Origin of the sequence: Streptomyces sp. NPDC085931, assembly GCF_044540565.1 — a bacterium.
Classification (GTDB): Bacteria; Actinomycetota; Actinomycetes; order Streptomycetales; family Streptomycetaceae; genus Streptomyces.
The window spans coordinates 380,216-398,296 of record NZ_JBITSK010000006.1 but is presented as its reverse complement, the minus strand read 5'-3'; the positions used below and the strand labels follow the sequence as shown (position 1 = coordinate 398,296).

General features: G+C 75.0%; 19 protein-coding genes and 1 riboswitch. Of the genes, 16 read left to right on the top strand and 3 right to left on the bottom strand.

Features of this window, described 5'->3' with window-relative positions:
- Positions 1-133: 133 nt before the first annotated feature.
- The 7 genes from ACIGAN_RS15165 to ACIGAN_RS15135 all read left to right on the top strand — a co-directional run bounded on the left by ACIGAN_RS15165 (position 134) and on the right by ACIGAN_RS15135 (position 6,786).
- On the top strand, positions 134-1,018 hold the full coding sequence (locus ACIGAN_RS15165) for an SDR family NAD(P)-dependent oxidoreductase (RefSeq protein WP_399857695.1): 885 nt from the start codon (positions 134-136) through the stop codon (positions 1,016-1,018).
- Between the two features lie 186 nt (positions 1,019-1,204).
- On the top strand, positions 1,205-2,002 hold the full coding sequence (locus ACIGAN_RS15160) for a VOC family protein (protein WP_399857692.1): 798 nt from the start codon (positions 1,205-1,207) through the stop codon (positions 2,000-2,002).
- Between the two features lie 263 nt (positions 2,003-2,265).
- Entirely contained in the window at positions 2,266-3,792 is a 1,527-nt protein-coding gene (locus ACIGAN_RS15155; protein WP_399857690.1) for a serine/threonine-protein kinase, read from the top strand.
- 78 nt (positions 3,793-3,870) lie between these two features.
- A riboswitch (cobalamin riboswitch) is annotated at positions 3,871-4,056 on the top strand.
- Positions 4,057-4,085: 29 nt separating this feature from the next.
- Positions 4,086-4,781 (top strand): energy-coupling factor ABC transporter permease, encoded by a 696-nt coding sequence (locus ACIGAN_RS15150; RefSeq protein ID WP_365743818.1) that lies wholly within the window; start codon positions 4,086-4,088, stop codon positions 4,779-4,781.
- Entirely contained in the window at positions 4,778-5,146 is a 369-nt protein-coding gene (locus ACIGAN_RS15145; RefSeq protein WP_399857687.1) for an energy-coupling factor ABC transporter substrate-binding protein, read from the top strand. Before ACIGAN_RS15150 ends, ACIGAN_RS15145 begins: the two co-directional genes overlap by 4 nt.
- 6 nt (positions 5,147-5,152) lie before the next feature.
- Positions 5,153-5,902, top strand: coding sequence for a cobalt ECF transporter T component CbiQ (gene cbiQ, locus ACIGAN_RS15140; RefSeq protein WP_365098598.1), 750 nt, complete (start codon positions 5,153-5,155; stop codon positions 5,900-5,902).
- Positions 5,899-6,786 (top strand): ATP-binding cassette domain-containing protein, encoded by an 888-nt coding sequence (locus ACIGAN_RS15135; RefSeq protein ID WP_365743815.1) that lies wholly within the window; start codon positions 5,899-5,901, stop codon positions 6,784-6,786. The genes cbiQ and ACIGAN_RS15135 overlap by 4 nt, the downstream gene beginning before the upstream one ends.
- Here ACIGAN_RS15135 and ACIGAN_RS15130 read toward each other — a convergent pair.
- Complete coding sequence (locus tag ACIGAN_RS15130; RefSeq protein WP_399857683.1) at positions 6,774-7,940, bottom strand: amidinotransferase; 1,167 nt, start codon at positions 7,938-7,940, stop codon at positions 6,774-6,776. The genes ACIGAN_RS15135 and ACIGAN_RS15130 overlap by 13 nt on opposite strands.
- 172 nt (positions 7,941-8,112) lie before the next feature.
- On the opposite strand from ACIGAN_RS15130, the gene ACIGAN_RS15125 reads away from it, so the two are divergent.
- From ACIGAN_RS15125 to ACIGAN_RS15085, 9 genes are all read left to right on the top strand, one after another.
- On the top strand, positions 8,113-8,769 hold the full coding sequence (locus tag ACIGAN_RS15125; RefSeq protein ID WP_365099168.1) for a maleylpyruvate isomerase N-terminal domain-containing protein: 657 nt from the start codon (positions 8,113-8,115) through the stop codon (positions 8,767-8,769).
- A gap of 60 nt (positions 8,770-8,829) precedes the next feature.
- Positions 8,830-9,633 (top strand): alpha/beta fold hydrolase, encoded by an 804-nt coding sequence (locus ACIGAN_RS15120; RefSeq protein ID WP_365743822.1) that lies wholly within the window; start codon positions 8,830-8,832, stop codon positions 9,631-9,633.
- A complete protein-coding gene (locus ACIGAN_RS15115; protein WP_399857680.1) occupies positions 9,633-10,991 on the top strand; it encodes a SpoIIE family protein phosphatase in 1,359 nt (452 codons plus the stop codon). Before ACIGAN_RS15120 ends, ACIGAN_RS15115 begins: the two co-directional genes overlap by 1 nt.
- A complete protein-coding gene (locus ACIGAN_RS15110) occupies positions 10,988-11,317 on the top strand; it encodes an STAS domain-containing protein (RefSeq protein ID WP_365099170.1) in 330 nt (109 codons plus the stop codon). Before ACIGAN_RS15115 ends, ACIGAN_RS15110 begins: the two co-directional genes overlap by 4 nt.
- A gap of 280 nt (positions 11,318-11,597) precedes the next feature.
- Entirely contained in the window at positions 11,598-13,412 is a 1,815-nt protein-coding gene (locus tag ACIGAN_RS15105) for an ABC transporter ATP-binding protein (protein WP_399857677.1), read from the top strand.
- A 189-nt stretch (positions 13,413-13,601) separates the two neighbouring features.
- Positions 13,602-13,925, top strand: a complete 324-nt coding sequence (locus tag ACIGAN_RS15100; protein ID WP_365743805.1) for a hypothetical protein — start codon at positions 13,602-13,604, stop codon at positions 13,923-13,925.
- Complete coding sequence (locus ACIGAN_RS15095) at positions 13,922-15,508, top strand: AMP-binding protein (protein ID WP_399857674.1); 1,587 nt, start codon at positions 13,922-13,924, stop codon at positions 15,506-15,508. The genes ACIGAN_RS15100 and ACIGAN_RS15095 overlap by 4 nt, the downstream gene beginning before the upstream one ends.
- A 181-nt stretch (positions 15,509-15,689) precedes the next feature.
- On the top strand, positions 15,690-15,860 hold the full coding sequence (locus ACIGAN_RS15090) for a hypothetical protein (RefSeq protein ID WP_399857672.1): 171 nt from the start codon (positions 15,690-15,692) through the stop codon (positions 15,858-15,860).
- 5 nt (positions 15,861-15,865) lie between these two features.
- Entirely contained in the window at positions 15,866-16,174 is a 309-nt protein-coding gene (locus tag ACIGAN_RS15085; protein WP_399857670.1) for a hypothetical protein, read from the top strand.
- A gap of 10 nt (positions 16,175-16,184) precedes the next feature.
- Here the strand turns inward: ACIGAN_RS15085 and ACIGAN_RS15080 are convergent, their stop codons facing one another.
- Both ACIGAN_RS15080 and ACIGAN_RS15075 read right to left on the bottom strand, forming a co-directional pair.
- On the bottom strand, positions 16,185-17,390 hold the full coding sequence (locus ACIGAN_RS15080; protein WP_399857667.1) for a Rieske 2Fe-2S domain-containing protein: 1,206 nt from the start codon (positions 17,388-17,390) through the stop codon (positions 16,185-16,187).
- Between the two features lie 77 nt (positions 17,391-17,467).
- Positions 17,468-18,064 (bottom strand): hypothetical protein, encoded by a 597-nt coding sequence (locus ACIGAN_RS15075; RefSeq protein ID WP_399857664.1) that lies wholly within the window; start codon positions 18,062-18,064, stop codon positions 17,468-17,470.
- Positions 18,065-18,081 lie beyond the last annotated feature (17 nt).

Genomic DNA, 18,081 nt, shown 5'->3' with positions numbered 1-18,081 from the left:
TGAGTACGGACATCGACGGGGCCGGGCACTCAACCGACCCCGTGTGAACCATGTCACAGCACGGTCCCGGCCGCGGACGTCCCGGCTTCTCGACGTTCCCGGCCCCCCGGCCGGGCCGCTTAGGGTGCTCGGCATGACGACGAACCCGGCGGCGGAGCAGGCACGGCAAGCGGACCAGGCAGATCAGGTGGACCAGGCGGATCAGGCAGATCAGGCGGATCAGGCACGGCGGATCGGCCGGCCCGCGCGGGACTACCTCTCTTCACTGTTCTCCCTGGAGGGCCGGGTCGCGGTGGTGACCGGCGGCAGCTCCGGCATCGGCCGGGCCATCGCCGGCGCCCTCGCGCACGCCGGGGCGAGCGTCGTGGTCGTGGCCCGCACGGAGTCGGCCCTGAAGGCGACGGTCGGGGAACTGACCGCCGAGGGCTGCCGCGCGGCCCCGGTCAGTGCGGACCTCGGCACGCGCGAAGGCGTGCGGACGGCCGCCGAGCGGGCGGTCGAGGCGTTCGGTGAGCCCGACATCCTCGTCAACTGCGCCGGGATCAACCTCCGTCCGCATCTGGACGAGCTCACCGAGGACGTCTGGGACGCCACGATGGCCGTCAACCTGGAGGCTCCCTTCCTGCTCGGACAGCGCTTCGGCCCCGGCATGGCGGAGCGCGGGTACGGGCGGATCCTGAACATCAGCTCGCAGCAGGCGCACCGGGCGTTCGTGCACAGCGGTGCCTACGGCGCGTCCAAGGGCGGGCTGGAGGCGCTGACCCGCTCCCAGGCCGAGGCGTGGTCGCCGCGGGGTGTCACCTGCAACGTCCTGGTGCCCGGTTTCGTCATGACGCCGCTCAACGCACGGCTGTCGTCGGACCCGGAGACGGTGGCCGGCCTCGCCGCGCGCACGCTCATCGGACGCAACGGCCTGGCCGAGGACTTCGCGGGCGCGGCCGTGTTCCTGGCGAGCCCGGCGTCGGCCTACATCACCGGGCACTCCCTCTTCGTGGACGGCGGCCTGTCCGTCCACTAGGCGAGGCTCCCGCGGCCGCCGGGCCGTCACCGGCTACCCGGCCGTCACGGCTGCCCGGCCGACACGGCTGCCCGGCCGTCACGGCCGCCCGCCGTCACGGCCGCCCGCGCGGCGGATGCGCCGACGGGCGCGGGCCGGTGCCCGGTGTCAGGCTGGGCACAGGACCTGCGAAAGGGAAGCATCGCCATGATCACCACGGAGTACGCCCCCGGTTCCCCCTGCTGGCTCGACCTCGGCGCTCCGGACGTCCGGGCCGCCGCGGCCTTCTACGGCGCCGTGCTCGGATGGGAGTACGAGTCCATGGGCGAGAGCGAGGACTTCGAAGGCGGCATGTTCCGCAAGGACGGCAAGATCGTCGCCGGCCTCGGCAGACTCACCGAGGAGGGCGCCCGCTCGGCCTGGATGCTCTACTACCAGGTCACCGACGCGGACGCGGCGGCCCAGGCCGTGCAACAGGCGGGCGGCACGGTGCGGGTGGCGCCGAGGGACCTCGACGAGTGGGGCCGGATGGCGCAGTTCAGCGACCCGCTGGGCGGCCAGTTCGCCGTCTGGCAGCCGGGGACGAGCACGGGCCTGGAACTGGTGGACCAGCCGGGTTCGCTGTCGTGGACGGAGCTGTACACGAGTGACGCCGCCGCCGCGAAGGAGTTCTACGGCGGCCTCTTCGGCTGGCAGTTCGGTGACATGCCGCTGCCGGGCGGCGGAGGCACCTACACCCTCATCACCCCCGCGGGGCTCCCCGAGGAGCGCATGCACGGCGGCCTGATGAAGGTGGACCGGGAGGCCCTCGCGCTCGCGGGCGGACGGCCGTACTGGCACCCCGTCTTCGCCGTGGACGACTGCGACGCCGCCGTGGCGAGGGTCGAGGAGAACGGCGGCAGCGTGCAGATGGGGCCGGAGGACGCGGAGGGCGTGGGCCGCCTGGCCGTCTGCCTGGACCCGGCGAACGCGGACTTCGTGCTGCTCACCCCGGCCGAGGGGTGAGGGGCCCGCGCGCCGCTTGCCTGTCGTGCGCACATGTGTCGTCCGGCGTGGCTTCCCGGATGATGCGGTCACGCAGCGCCTCCGCGCCGGCGCGGAGGGATACGTCGCGCGCGCCCCGGCTCTTGAGGGGCCGTACCGTGGGTGGTCACCGCCGCTGAGCACAATGATCATCCGGCGCCAGTATCCTGGGTCGGCTGTGGCACCCCACCAATCCCCGTGCGACCACGGGGAGTTCGGGCCGCGGCAACGAACTTCCCACCTGCATGAGACGAGGACGAGTGCTGCTAGCGGGCCGCTACCGGCTGGATGTTGAGATCGGGCGCGGTGGAATGGGGGAGGTCTGGCGGGCCTACGACGAGACGCTCGCCCGAGCGGTGGCCGTCAAGCTGCTGCTGCCCCAGGACACCGACGCCACGGCGGCCTCCCGGTTCCGCCTGGAGGCCCAGACCGCCGGGCGTCTCAACCACCCGAACCTGGTCGGCGTGCTCGACTTCGGCGAGTACGACAACCGGCTGTACCTGGTGATGGAGCTGGTCGAGGGCGACAGCCTCGCCGGGGTGCTGGCCGCGTCGGGCGCGCTCCCGGCCGGCCGGGTGGCCGACCTCGCCGCCCAGGCCGCCGCGGGGCTCGCCGCCGCGCACGGGCAGGGCATCGTGCACCGCGACATCAAGCCCGCCAACCTCCTGCTGGACCACCACGGCACCCTGAAGATCGGCGACTTCGGCATCGCCCGCTTCCTCGACGACCCCGGCGCCGCGCTCACCGCGACCGGGCAGATCGTCGGCACCGGCCTCTACCTCGCGCCGGAGCGCGCCCTGGGCAAGCCGGCCGGCCCCGCCTCCGACATGTACTCCCTGGGCTGCGTGCTCTACCAGTTGCTCAGCGGCCGCCCGCCGTTCGAGGCCGACACCGCCGTCGCGCTCCTGCACCAGCATCTCGACGCCGCCCCCGTGCCGCCCCGCGAGCTCGGCGTCGCCGGTCTGCCGCCGGCGTTCGAGAACTACCTGCTGGGGCTGCTCGCCAAGCAGCCCGAGGACCGGCCGTCGGCCCAGCAGGCCGCCGAGTGGTTCGCCGGCGGTGCCTGGCAGGGCCGGCCCGAGCCGCTGCCGGCGGCCGCGTCCCCGGCGACCTCCCCGGCGCCGTCCCCGGTCCCGGGGGCCCACGCACCGGCCGGGACCGGCGCCCCGGTCACGTACGCGCTGCCCACGGGGTCGCGCACCGCCCCGGGCGGGCGGGCCCGCCGCGCGGCGCCGCGCGGCGGGACGGGCAGCGGTCCGCAGGGCGGGCCGGGCACCCGCGCCCTGGGCGGGACGGGCAGTCGGGCGCGGGGCGGGGCGGCCAACCGTGCGCGGGGCGGCTCGGACGGCCGGTCGCGTCTGGCGGTCACGGCCGCCGCCGCGGCCCTGTTCCTCGCGGCGATGTACCTCGGCATGGTGTGGTTCGCGCCCGAGGACACCGCGACGAAGGGCACCGAACCCGACGCCTCCCCGTCCGCGAGCAGTCCGGCGGCCCCCGCGGAGCCGAGGTCCGCGGCCTCCGCCGGACCGGTGACGTCCACCGCGGGGAGCGGCGCGACGCCGGCCGCCGGCACCGTGGGCGATGTCACCCCGTCCCCCGAGGCGCCCGCCGCCCCGGGCCCGGCCGAGCCGACGCCCGGCCCGTCGAGCCCGGCACGGGAGCCGGGCGCGGGCGGCGTGGAACAGGTGGAGCAGCCGGGGCAGCGGCCTGCGCAGGTCCCGGCGGACGGCGGGGAGGACGCGGACGACGACGGTGCCGAGGGAGACGACTGAGCGGGCCTGCGCCGGTGTGCGAGCGGGCGCCCCCTCGCGCGCCCCCTGGGGCGGCTTGTCATCGCCCTTACGGCGGCCTTATTGTCACCACGCCTTGGTGAACGGGAAATCCGGTGTGATGCCGGTGCGGCCCTCGCCACTGTGAATCGGGAAGTCCGGCTCCGGCCCTCGCGGGCAGCCACTGGGTCCTCGTGACCCGGGAAGGCGGAGTCCGGGCGGTGGTACCCGTCAGCCAGGAGACCGGCCAAGGCGCGTCAACCATCCACGAGGTGCTGGAGAGGGTCTGCTGAGCCATGCACATAGCCGAGGGTTTTCTGCCTCCGGTGCACGCGGCCGCCTGGGGCGTCGCGTCGGCGCCGTTCGTCGTCCACGGAGTCCGGTCACTCACCCGTGAAGTGCGCGAGCACCCCGAGAGCACCCTGCTCCTCGGAGCCTCCGGTGCCTTCACGTTCGTCCTGTCGGCGCTGAAACTGCCGTCCGTCACCGGCAGTTGCTCGCACCCCACGGGCACCGGTCTGGGGGCCATCCTGTTCCGGCCGCCCGTGATGGCGGTGCTGGGCACCATCACCCTGCTGTTCCAGGCGCTGCTGCTGGCGCACGGCGGGCTCACCACGCTCGGCGCCAACGTCTTCTCCATGGCGATCGTCGGGCCCTGGGCCGGCTACGCCGTCTACCGGCTGCTGCGCCGCTACGGCGTGCCGCTCATGGTGACCGTGTTCTGCGGGGCGTTCGTCGCCGACCTGTCCACCTACTGCGTCACCAGCGTGCAGCTGGCGCTCGCCTTCCCCGACCCGGGCAGCGGATTCCTGGGCGCGCTCGGCAAGTTCGGGTCCATCTTCGCCGTCACCCAGCTCCCCCTCGCGGTCAGCGAAGGGCTGCTGACGGTGCTCGTGATGCGGCTGCTGGTGCAGTCCAGCAAGGGTGAACTGTCCCGGCTGGGCGTGCTGTCCGGCGCGCGCGAGGCCCGGACGGAGGCGGTGGCGCGATGAGCCGGAACACGAGGATCAACCTGCTGCTGCTGCTCGTCGTGGCCGCCCTGGCGGTGCTGCCGCTGGCCCTCGGCCTCGGCGACCACAAGGACGAGCCGTTCGCGGGCGCCGACGGCGAGGCCGAGACCGCGATCACCGAGATCGAGCCGGACTACGAGCCGTGGTTCTCCCCGCTGTACGAACCGCCGTCCGGGGAGATCGAGTCGGCCCTGTTCTCCCTCCAGGCCGCGCTCGGCGCCGGTGTCCTCGCCTACTACTTCGGCCTGCGCCGGGGACGGCGCCAGGGCGAACAGCGCGCGCTGGAGCGGGAAGCCGGGAGCGCGCCCGCCGGCGCGGCCGGGAAGCCCGCCGACGGCCGGGACTGAGCCCGGGTGCTGCCGATCGACGCGGCGGCGCACAGCAGCCGCTGGCGCCGCCGCCACCCCGTGGACAAGGCCGTGCTCGGGCTCGGTCTCACCGTGCTCGCGATCTCGCTGCCGCCCTGGCCGGGCGCGGCGCTGGTGCTGGTGACGGCCCTGGCGCTGCTGCTGGGGCCGGCGGGCGTGCCGGGCCGGCGGCTGTGGCGGGCCTACCGGGTGCCGCTGGGCTTCTGCGTCACCGGCGCGCTCCCGCTGCTGGTCCGGATCGGCGGCCCGGACGGTTTCGTCTCCCTCGCCGGTGACGGTCCCGTGCGGGCCGGGGAGTTGCTGCTGCGCACCTCGGCGGCCTCCCTGGGCGTGCTGCTGTTCGCCTTCACCACCCCCCTGTCCGATCTGCTGCCGCGGCTGGTCCGGGCCGGGGTGCCCGCGCCGGTCGTCGACGTGGCGCTGGTGACGTACCGGATGAGCTTCCTGCTGCTGGACACCGTGCGCCGCGTCCGGGAGGCCCAGGCCGCGCGGCTCGGCCACACCAGCCGGGCCGCGGAATGGCGCTCCCTGGCCGGTCTGGGCGCCACCGCGTTCGTGCGGGCCTTCGACCGTGCCGCCCGCCTGCAGGCCGGACTCGCCGGGCGCGGCTACGACGGCACCCTGCGCGTGCTGGTGCCGCAGGCCCGGGTCTCCGCCCGCTTCACGGCCGCCGGTGGTGCCCTGCTCGTGGCGCTGACCGTCCTGACCTTCGTCCTGGAAAGGCCGCTGACATGAGCGAGCCCGCCCTCGTCGCCCTGCGCGGCGCGTCCTTCGGCTACGAGGACGGCCCGCCCGTGCTCAGCGGCCTCGACTTCGACATCCGTGAGGGGCGCGCGCTGGCGCTGCTCGGCCGCAACGGCAGCGGCAAGACGACCCTGATGCGCCTGCTGAGCGGCGGACTGAGGCCGCACGAGGGCCGGCTGACGGTCGACGGGCAGCCGGTGACGTACGACCGCAAGGGCCTGACCCGGCTGCGCACGACCGTGCAGCTGGTGGTGCAGGACCCGGACGACCAGCTGTTCGCCGCCTCGGTCGAGCAGGACGTGTCGTTCGGTCCGCTCAATCTCGGCCTGGACCACGCCCGGGTGCGGGCGCGGGTGGCGGAGGCGCTCGCCGCCCTGGACATCACCGCCCTGGCCGACCGCCCCACGCACCTGCTCTCCTACGGGCAGCGCAAGCGCACGGCCATCGCGGGCGCGGTCGCCATGCGGCCCCGGGTCCTGATCCTCGACGAGCCGACGGCCGGACTCGACCCCGACGGGCAGGAACGGCTCCTCGCCACGCTCGACGGGCTCCGCGCCACCGGCACCACGGTGGTGATGGCCACCCACGACGTGGATCTCGCGCTGGCCTGGGCCGACGACGCGGCGCTGCTCACCCCGTCCGGCGTCCGCACCGGCCCCGCGCCCACGGTGCTGGCCCGCACGGACCTGCTGCGCGCGGCGGGGCTGCGGCTGCCGTGGGGCGCCGCCGCGGCCGAACTGCTGCGCGCCCAGGGGTTGCTGGCCGGCACGGACCCGGGGCCGCGCACGCCCGCCGAACTCGCCGCCCTGGCCACCGGGCGGCCGGGGGCGGCCGGGGCCCCGGGCGTGGTGTCCCGGCGCGGTCAGTCGAAGTAGGACTGGAGCGTGCCGCGGCGCCGCACGTCCAGGGTCGCGCAGTGGAACGAGCCGCCGAAGGGTGCGTAGTGCAGCAGGTCGCAGGGGATCGGCTCGAAGCCCCACTGCTCCAGGGCGCGCAGCATGCCGGTGTGGTGCCGTTCGGCGATGACCCGCTTCTCGTCGACCATGAGCACGTTCATGCTGAGCCACTTGCCGCACATCGAGGTGACCTTGAGCAGCCGCTCGTCGATCGGGTCCGGTTCGGGCGCGACCAGCACGTCCCAGGAGTCGAGGACGTCGGGGAGGTGGTCGGGGTCGATGTACTCGGGGTTGATCAGCACCTTGCCGGGGGCGAGCAGCACGAACGTGGTGTCGATGTGCATGGGCGTACGGCAGCGGCTGGGGATCTCGTGGATGCGGTACTCGGGGCCGAGGTGGCGGCGCAGCCAGTCGATGCCCATCGCGTTGGTGACGTTGCTGCGCGTCACGAACAGATCGCGCCCGGCCCGGACGAAGTCCGCCGCGTCGAAGACGGGCTCGAACTCGGTGAGGATGTACCGCATCGGTTCGCCGTCCTGCGGGACCCGGAAGTCCGGATCGAACAGCTCGTCCGTCAGCTGCGGTTTGGGCGCCGCCGTCCAGCGCGCGCCGCGCCGGAAGTAGTCCTTGAGGATCGGCCGGTAGGAGTGCGTCTCGAAGTAGCGGCACGGCCAGGCCATGGGCGTCTCGATGATCTCGTCACCGATCACCAGCATGCTGTCCCGCGGGCAGGTGTTGCAGAAGCCGCGTGAGGACCAGTCGGGTGTGCCGAAGCGGCGCTTGTGGTCGACCGCGTCCGGACGGCGGACCGTGACCCCGAGGGATTCCAGCAGGGCGACGAAGGCGTCGATCTCCTGCTGGGCCTGCTCGACCAGCAGCCGCGGATAGCGCAGCCCCGCGGCGAGCCCCTGCAGGCGCCCGGCCCAGGGCGGCACGTTGCAGGTGACCACCGGGTGGCCGGAGGGGATCGTCGCGCCCTCCAGACGCCCGACGATGATCTCCTCCAGCGGATCCCACTCGTTGTGCGAGTTGACCGGCCGGGCCAGGTCCTGCGCGCCGGGGCCGGCCGGGGCGGGGTGCTGCACGGCCGCGTCGGCGGCGGTGACCGTACCGGGGCTCTCTGTGACCGCCATGCTCACCACTCTTCCGGTCGCACGCTTCGGTGGCACGCCGCGCTGTGGCACGGCGCGGGGCGGCCCGCCGGAGTGTGCCCTCAGCCGTCGCACGGGGGCTCCGGCACCCGCGCGGGCGGGCCGGCCGTGCAATACGGTTGCCCGCCTTCGGGCACTTCACTACGTTGCCGAGGTGGATCCTTTCTCGACCTCCTGGGCGGCGCTGCGCGCGGCCGTCGCCGACCTGACCGACGAGGACTTCACCCGGCCGTCCGGCTGCGCCGGCTGGCTGGTGCGGGACCTGGTGTGCCACCTGGTCATCGACGCGCAGGACGTCCTGATCACCCTCGCCACCCCGTCCGACCGGGAGCCGACCCGGGACGCGGTGACCTACTGGGAGGTCTCCGACACCCCGCCGACCGGCGAGGACCCGCTCGACGCGCTGACGGTGCGGCTGGCCGCCGCCTACCAGGAGCCGCACCTGCTGAAGTTCCACCTGGACGACGTGGGCTCCGCCGCCGGCCGCGCCGCCCGGCTCGCCGATCCGGCCGGCCGGGTCGGCACCCGCGACGAGGTCCTCACGGTGGCCGACTACCTCTCGGTGTACGTGCTGGAGTGGACGCTGCACCACCTGGACCTGATCGCCCACCTCCCGGACCCCCGGCAGCCCCCGGCGGCGACGCTCACGCGGGCCCGCGAGCTGCTGGAGCGGATCGCGGGCGGCGCCTTCCCCGCCTCGTTCTCCGACGTGGACGCGCTGCTGATCGGCACGGGGAGGCGGGCGCCGGCCGAGGCGGAGCGGGCCGCGCTCGGGGAGCTGGCCGGCCGCCTCCCGCTGTTCCTCGGCTGAAAACGCCTGTTGCGAGGGCCGCCGTCGATCCTTTCCGGACGAGGTGGGAGCATGGCCGGTATGGACATCCGCCGCAGGAACCACGTGAACGTCACCGGTCCCGAGGACGCCCCGGTGCTTCTCCTGGCACACGGGTTCGGCTGTGACCAGAACATGTGGCGTCTGGTGGCGCCGGTGCTGGCCGAGCGCTACCGCGTGGTGCTGTTCGACTACGTCGGCTCGGGCAAGTCGGACCTGGCGGCGTGGAGCGAGGAGCGATACTCCTCGCTGCACGGCTACGCCCGCGACGTCGTGGAGGTCTGCGAGGAGCTCGGGCTGCGGCAGGCGGTGTTCGTGGGGCACTCGGTCAGCGCCATGGTGGGCGTGCTCGCCGCGCAGGCCGCGCCCGAGCGGATCGGGGCCCTGGTGATGGTGACGCCCTCGCCCTGCTACATCGACAGCGGGGACTACCGCGGCGGCTTCAGCACCGAGGACATCGACGAGCTGCTGGCCTCCCTGGAGGCCAACTACCTGGGCTGGTCCTCCGCCATGGCCCCGGTGATCATGGGCAACCCGGACCGCCCGGAGCTGGGCCGGGAACTGACCAACAGCTTCTGCGCCACCGACCCGGACATCGCCCGCGTCTTCGCCCGTACGACGTTCCTGACCGACAGCCGCGACGACCTCAAGGGCGTCGATGTGCCGACCCTGGTGCTGGAGTGCGAGCAGGACGCCATCGCGCCCCGCGAGGTCGGCGCGTACGTCCACGCGGCGATTCCCTCCTCCCGTCTGGTCACGCTGGACGCCACCGGGCACTGCCCGCAGCTGAGCGCGCCCGAGGCCACCGCCGAGGCGATCCTCGACTTCCTGGAGTCCCTCAAGTGATGTGCCGCACGGGTGGTCTGCCGGAGCCCACCGGGGCCGGGGACGGGACGAGCACGGACGCGGCCTTCACCGCCCTGCTGGAGGACAGCGCCGAGGACCTGTACGAGTCGGCCCCCTGCGGCTATCTGTCCACGCTGATGGACGGCACCATCGCCAAGATCAACGCGACGTTGCTGGACTGGCTTGGGCTGGACCGCGAGGCCGTGGTGGGGCGCAAGCGTTTCGCGGACCTGCTCACCGTCGGCGGCCGGCTGTACCACGAGACGCACTTCGCGCCGCTGCTGCGCATGCAGGGCGAACTGCGCGGGATCGCCCTGGAGCTGCGGCGCGAGGGCGGCGGCCGGCTGCCGGTGCTGGTGTCCGCCGTGGTCAAGCGCGGCACCGAGGGCGAGCCGCTGCTGATCCGCACCACGGTCTTCGACGCCTCCGACCGCCGTGCCTACGAGGAGGAACTGCTGCGCCGCCGTGAGGAGGCCGAGCGGGCCCGGGCCGAGGCGGAACGGGCCCGGGCCGAGGCGGAACGGGCCCGGGCCGAGGCCGAGGCGGCCCGGCGGCAGGCCGAGGCCGACCGGGCCCGGCTGGCCGCCGCGCTCGCCGTCCTGCAGCAGTCCCTGGTGCCGGACTCGCTGCCGGCCGTGCCGGGCCTGGAGACGGCCGTCCATTACCACACGGCCTCGCCGGACCGGCTGGGCGGCGACTTCTACGACCTGTTCCCGGTGGCCGGCGACCGGTGGGCGTTCTTCCTCGGCGACGTGTGCGGCAAGGGGCCGGAGGCCGCCTCCCTCACCTCGCTGACGCGCTACACCCTGCGGGCCGCGGCGCACCACGACCCCGAGCCCGCGTCGGCCCTGGCCACGCTCAACGCCGTGCTGCACGAGCGGTACACGGGCGACGGAAACCCCCGGTACTGCACGTGCATCTTCGGCATCGTCGAGCCGGCGGGCGAGCACGGCCCGGCGCTGGTGCGGCTCGCTTCCGGCGGACACCCGCCGGCTCTCGTCCTGCGCTCCGACGGCAGCGCCGCGTACCTGCCGACCCCGGGCGGCCTGCTCGTCGGGGTGCTGACCGACGCGCCGATCGGCACCGCCTCGACCGTCCTGCACCCCGGCGACACGCTCGTGCTGTACACGGACGGTCTGACCGAGGCCCGCACCGGGCCCGGCGGCGACGACCGGTACGGGGAGGACGCCCTGCTCGCCTTCGGCGCCGGCCTCGCGCCCGCCGCGCCCGCCGCGGTGATCAGCGCGCTGACCGGGCTGCTGGAGGGCTTCGGCGACGGGCTCGACGACGACACCGCCCTGCTCGCCCTCGGGGCCCCCTCCCCCGCCGTACGCCCCTCGACGAGCCGCCTGCCATGAATCCGCTGACCATCGGTCTTCACCCCACGCCGGCCGGCCCCGTGCTGCGCGTGGCGGGCGACCTCGACTTCGACCGGACCCCCGAGCTGCGCCGGCACATCGACCAGCTCACCGTGGAGCCCGGACAGTGCCTGGTGATGGACCTGTCCGGCCTCACGTTCTGCGACTCCTCCGGCATCACCGCCCTGCTCGCCGCCCGCCAGCACGCCCTGGCCGCCGGGGCCGACATCGCGCTGGCCGCCGTACCGCCCAATCTGATGCGGGTCCTCACCCTCGTCGGCCTGGACCGCGTCTTCACCCTGCTCCCGGACCCTCCCGCGGTGTGACCCGGGGGGTGGCGGGCTCGCGCTCGGCCACCGCGGGCGCGCGCCGAGGGACGGAGGGCTCGCGCGGCCGGTGCGGGCGGGCGGCCTCGCCCCCGTGTCCGCCCGCCGTGCCTCCTGGCGCTCCCCGCACACCACCGCCCGGCCGGAAAACGCTTGGACTGCGCGGTCGCGGCCGCGGGACACTTCCGGACTCGACCCGAAACTCCACACATCCGTTGCGGTGACGGCCCCTGCCCGCACGCGCGCGGGACGGGCGGCCGCAGGACGACACAGGGGTGGGATGGAAACGCCTGGATCACGCAGGGTTCAGCCGGGCAAGCGCTCGGTCCTTCTGGCACTTCGGTACTACGGGAGGGAGTTGTCCCGGCTGCGCCGGTGGACGGCTCCCGCCATGTCGCTCTCGGCGCTGGGCAACATCGGCATCTACTACATCGCGCCGCTGATCGTCGCCAAGCTGGTCGGCGACCTCGCCGGCGACCGGGACGTCACGGCCGGCTCGGCGCTGCCGTACGTGCTCGGCTTCGCCGGTGTGCTGTTGGTCGCGGAGGCGCTGTGGCGGATCGCGCTGCACTGCCTGAACCGTCTCGACGCCCTGGGCATCGAGCATCTGTACGTCATCGGGATGGACGAGCTGTTCGCCAAGGACGCCGCGTTCTTCCACGACAACTTCGCCGGCTCGCTGACCAAGCGGGTCCTCAGCTTCGCCTCCCGTTTCGAGCCGTTCGTGGACACGCTGACCTTCCAGATCGTGGGCAGCTTCGTGCCGCTGACGTTCGGCGCGGTGGTGCTGTGGCGCTACGAGCCGCTGCTCGTGGTCGGCCTGCTGTTCATGATCGCGCTGACGGCGGTGCTGGTCGTGCCGCTGATCCGCCGGCGGCAGCGGCTGGTCGACGAGCGCGAGGAGGCGATCGCCCGGGTGTCGGGCCATGTCGCCGACAGCCTGATGAACATGGACACCGTGCGGGCCTTCGCCGCCGAGGAGCGCGAGGCCGCCGAGCACCGCTCCCGGGTCGCCGCGTCGCGCCGGCTCACCCTGCGCTCGTGGGACTACGGCAATCTGCGCATCGACACGCTCGTCGCCCCGATGTCCGTGGTGACCAACGCGGTGGGCCTGCTGCTCGCGGTGACGCTCGCCGGGGGCGCGCACGGGGTGGAGGCGATCGTGGTCGCCTTCACGTACTACACCAACGCGACCCGCATCATGTTCGACTTCAACCAGATCTACCGTCGGCTGGAGAGTTCGATGACGGAGGCCGCGCAGTTCACCGAGCTGCTGCTGACGCCGCCGACGGTGCTCGACCCGCCGCAGCCGGAGCCGCTGCGCCCCCGGGGCGCCGACGTCCGCTTCGAGAAGGTCACCTTCGCCCACCGGGGCGGGCGCCCGCTGTTCGACGGGCTCGACCTGGACGTGCCGAGCGGGTCGAAGCTCGGCCTGGTGGGCCGGTCGGGCGGCGGCAAGACCACGCTCACCCGGCTGCTGCTGCGGATGACGGACATCGACGGCGGCCGCATCCTGATCGGCGGCCAGGACATCAGCCGGCTGCGCCAGGCCGACCTGCGCGGGCAGCTCGCCTACGTCCCGCAGGACCCGGCGATGTTCCACCGCACCCTGCGGGACAACATCGCGTTCGCCCGGCCGGAGGCGACCGAGGAGGAGATCCGCCGGGCGGCCGAGGCGGCGCACGTCACGGAGTTCGCCGACACGCTGCCGGACGGCTTCGACACCATGGTGGGTGAGCGGGGCGTGAAGCTGTCCGGCGGGCAGCGCCAGCGCGTCGCCCTGGCCCGGGCGATCCTGCGCGACGCGCCGATCCTGCTCCTCGACGAGGCCACCAGCGCCCTGGACTCCGAGAGCGAACTGCTCGTCCAGGAGGCGTTGTGGCGGCTCATGGAGGGGCGGACCGCGCTCGTCGTGGCGCACCGGCTGAGCACGGTCGCCACCATGGACCAGCTCGTCGTCCTCGACCGGGGCCGGATCGTCGAGCAGGGCAGCCACCAGGAGCTGCTCGCGCTGGGCGGCGCGTACGCCAAGCTGTGGCAGCACCAGTCGGGCGGCTTCCTCGACGACACGGCCGGGCAGGCCGAGACGGTGTGACGCCGCGGGCCGTCTCCTCCCCGACGGGGAGACGGCCCACGGCGACGAACTGCCCGTCCACGAGGCCGTGTTCGCCGGACGGGGCACGGGAAACACCGCCCGGGTCCGTTTCACCCGTGGGCGTGACACCGCACGGCCACACGAGTGAACGCCACGTCACGGTGCGTAATCGGCCGTTACGGTGGCGCGGTGCTCATCGTCCCGCGTGCCCGCTTGACACCCGTCGCCGTCCGCCTGCCGTCCCGGCTGTGGGTCACGGCGGAGATCCGAGCCGGCATCCCCGCCGCCGCAGGCCCCTGCCCCACGCCGCCCGGTCTCCCGGCGGACGTCACGGGCAGACGCGATCCGGTGCTCACGGCGCGGACCCCCGCCGTGTGGACCCGCCGCCACCCGCACGCCGTCGTCCGCGGCATCCCCCGCACCGGACATCCGGCCGGGGACGGCGCCGGGGACGAACTTGGCTGCCCCGTCCGCGACTTCCCGCTCCGCGAACCCCTGCGAGGACAGCGATGACCACCGCATCGGACAGCGTCTCCGCCCGGCTGGCCCGGCTCGGCGAGCACCCGCGTTCGCCCGTCATCGTCCGCTGCAGCGGACCCGTCTCCGCCGAGGACGTGACGGCGGGCCAGCTCCTCGACGGCTGCCGCCGGATCGCCGACGCCCTGCGGGCGGCCGGGGTGCGCTCCGGCGACAAGGCCGTGGTGACGACCCGGGACGCCTACCAGCTCGTCGTCCGCCTCTACGCCCTGACCTCGCTCGGCGCCGTTCCCGTGCTGGTCGAGCCGCACGCCGGGGTGCGGCGCCACCTGGACGAGATCGTCCCCGGCGTGTTCCTCGGGCAGCCGCCGGCGCACACGGCGCGCCGTGCCCTGGGGTGGGGCCGCGGCCATGTCCGTACGGCCCTGGTCACCGGCCGCGGCGTGCCCGGGCAGGCGCACCCCCTCGGGCGGCACCTGCCGCCGGCCGGGCCGGCCGGCACCGGTTGGGCCCCGCGCGGGCCGGGGCCCCGGCCCGAGGACCTGGCGATGATCGGCTTCACGTCCGGCTCCACCGGGCGGCCCCAGGGCGTGGAGTACGCGCCCGCCACCCTCGCCGGGCAGCTCACCGCCCTGGACGCCGTGCTGCGGGCCGAGGCGGACGACGTCCTGCTCTCCTGCTTCCTGCCGTTCGCCGCGCTGGGCCCGCTGCTCGGCGTGACCACGGTCGCTCCGCAGGTCGACCACCTGGCCCCCGCGCGCACGCCGCCGGCACACCTCGTCGGCCCCCTGCTGCACCACCGGGCGACCGTGCTGCTCGGTTCACCGGTGGTCCTCGGCCTGATCGCCGGGCACTGCGCCCGCCACGGCCTGACGCTGCCCTCGGTGCGCCGCGTGCTGTCCTTCGGCGCGCCGTTGCGCCCGCGCCTGACCGAAGCCCTCGCCAAGGCCCTGCCCGCCGGGGCGGAGATCGTCGCCGTCCACGGCACCGGGGAGTGCCTGCCCGTCGCGGCCGTCGACGCCGGGCGGCCGGGCACCCCGCGGATCCAGCCGCCGCCGGGGCACGCGGGCACGTGTCTGGGCCGGCCGCTGCCCGGCATCGAGGCGCGCGTGCTGGACGCCGACGCCACCGGCCTGGGCGAGATCTCCGTGGCCGGGCCGGCGGCCGGCCCCGGCCACCACGCCCGGCCCGCGGGCGCCGCCCGGGCCGAGGCGGACGGCACCCTCTGGTACCGCACCGGCGACCTGGGGCGCCTCGACGACGAGGGCCGCCTGTGGTACCTGGGCCGCGAGGAAGACGTCGTCACCGGCGAGGACTTCACGCTCACCACCGAGGACATCGAGGCCGTCGCCGACACCGCCGCCGGGGTCCGCCGCACCGCCCTGGTGGGCGTCGGCCCCGCCGGGAGGCAGCGGGCGGTGCTCTGCGTCGAACCCGAGCGCACGGCACGCAGGGACGCGGTGGTCGGCGCCCTGCGCGCGGCCCTCGCCGACCACCCGCAGGCCCGCCGTATCGGCTCGGTGATGTTCCACCCCCGGCTGCCCACCGCCTTCCGGCACGACGGCAGGATCGACCGGGCACGGCTCGCCATCCGGGCCGCCGCGCCGGGCCGGCGGTGACGGCCCGGAGTGAGGGCCAGGCGGTGGCGGCCCGGCCATGGGCGGGGGCGGTGGCGGCCCGGCCACGGGCGGAGGCGGTGGCGGCCCGGCCACGGGCGGGGCGGCCCGGCGGATCGCGCGGTTGGGTCGGGGCGATCCGGGAACGCGGTGCGCTGTACGTCCCCGAGCCGAGGGTGCCGCGATGACCGAGTACGAGCGTTCCCGCACGATGCCCGCCCAGTCCGAGCACGTCTCCGGCCGGGCCTCGGACGTGGGCCGGCCGGACACCTGGCTGCCGGACGCCCCGCACTGGCTCCGGGTCCGGCGCCTGGAGGAACAGGTGCGGCGGGGCGTCGGACGCACGGCGGACTGATCGCCGTGGCACGGGCCAAGCAGTACGCCGTCGCGGCGTCCGGGCAGTGGACCGACGAGGAGGAGGGCCGGCGCCGTCTGCCCGCCGGGGAGGTGCACGCCTGGGAGCCGGGCCGGAACGAGACCGTCTGCGGGCTGTCCCTGAGCCGGTCCCGGCTCCTGCGCTTTCCTCATGTCGGCTGGCCGGACACCTTCCCGGAGTCCGGCGGCGCGGCGGACCGGGTGCGCCGCCAGTGCCCGCGCTGCGCCTCCGTGGCCGGCCGCCGCGGTCCGGACGCCCGGCCCCGCTGGCACCGCACCGACCCCCGGCCGTGAGCGGCGGGCCTCACCGGCCCTCGCACCCGCCCGCCAGGCCGCAGCCGGCGGCGCGGGGCCCGGCCCCGGGGGGGACACCGTTGCTGCGCAGTACCTCGCGGACGTCCAGGATCAGGGAGAACACCTCCTGGTTGCGGTCCTCCCCTTGCTCGTCCCAGGCCCGCTGCTCGGCCTCCACGGCCATGCGGTCCTCGGCGAACACCCGCTCGGTGAACCGCCGGATGAGCGGCCGGGCCAGGTGCAGGGCGGCGGGGACGCGCGGTTTCTCGATCATGAGCAGCCCGTAGGTGTGGCACCTGCGCTGCTCGGCGTCCTCGGGCACATAGGCGACCCAGAGGCGGAAGGCGGGGCGTTCGGCGTTCTCCGGGACCAGGTCGAGCGTCTGGTAGGGGTACTCGGTGCGGATGGTCATGACGTCGCGGGAGTCGCCGCCGCCGATGCCCTCGGCGGCCAGCAGACTGGCGCCCCGGTTCCGCTTCCCGCCGGTGTGGGTGAACAGGTACCTGGCCTCCACCGACCGGGCGTCGGTGCGGTGGTCCAGCAGTTGCGGGTGGAGCCTGCCGACGACGCCCCGGTGCAGGAACTGGTGGTTCATGTCGAGCAGGTTCTCGTGCATGAACGAGTAGTGGCAGCGCACGGTCCGCGCGTAGGTCAGGGTCAGATAGCGGGGTGAGCCGAAGGCCGGCAGCTCGGGCAGCGGTGTCCCGGCCGCCCGGGCCGGGTCGCCCGGGAAGACGAACACCAGGCCGTACGCCTCGCGCACGGGGTAACCGCGCACGCCGCGCGGCGGTCTGCGGTCGCCCTTGGACAGGTACGGGATCTGCGAGATGCGGCCGTCGCCGCGGTAGGCCCAGGCGTGGTAGCAGCAGCGCAGCGTCTCGCCCTCCACGACGCCCATGCTCAGCGGCACCTGCCGGTGGGCGCACCGGTCCTCCAGCGCGTGGACGGTGCCACTGCGTCCGCGGAAGAGCGCGATGCGCTCCCCGGCGAAGGAGGTCGCCCGCACCCGCCCGCGCCGCACACTGCGCGAGCGTGCGACCGGATACCAGTAGTCCGGGTTCGCCCCGACACGCCGCAGGTCGGTCACGGCGGAGGCCGGCGCGGGGTGCGGTGCGGGCCGGTCGTTGCCGGTCACGGCCGCGGAGGCCCCGCCCGGGGAGGTTCCGGCCGGGGAGGTCCCGGCCGTGGAGGTCCCGGTCCTGTCGGTGTCGGTCATGCCTCTCATCGTGGCGGCCGCCTCCCGCACGCGCCCTGCCCGGCGCGTACGGACGGGTGAGGCGCGCGACCGGCGATTCAGTGGCCGACGGGCGGCGCGAAGCAGCCGGTCTCCCGGTAGGGGCCGTTGGCCCGCGCGTCGACGTTCGGCGGCTGCACGAACGCGGTGACGCAGGCGTCGTCGTGGACGCGCAGCGCGACGCGCGCCCCCTCGGGCGTGACGTACCGGCCGTCCTCGTAGCGCGAGAGCATCGCCGTGACGGTGAGGGTGCCGCCGAGCCGGGTGCCGTCCGCGCCGACGCGCTCCTCCTCGTAGCCGAGCCGGAGCAGGGCCGTCTTCACGGTGGCCGGGTCCCACCGCCGCTGCTCCCACAGCCGCCGCAGCACCGGCCTGATCCGGTCCGCCTCCCGCTCGGCGTCCCGCGCGTGCCCGGGGGACATCGCGCCCGGCCGGCGGTGGGCGTTGTTCTCGCCGTGGTGCGGGGCGCCGTCACCGGCCCCGGGTTCCACGTACGGCGAAGCACCCGGGGCGGTGGAGGAGGGCGGCCCGCCGGGGGCGGCCCCGGGCCGTGCGTCCGGGGCGCGCAGCTCACCGCATCCGGTGAGGGCCAGGGCCCCGGCGAGGGCCAGGGTGGTGGCGAGCGGGGCACGGCGCGCGGCCGTCGAGGCGGGCATGGGGCCACCCTCTCATC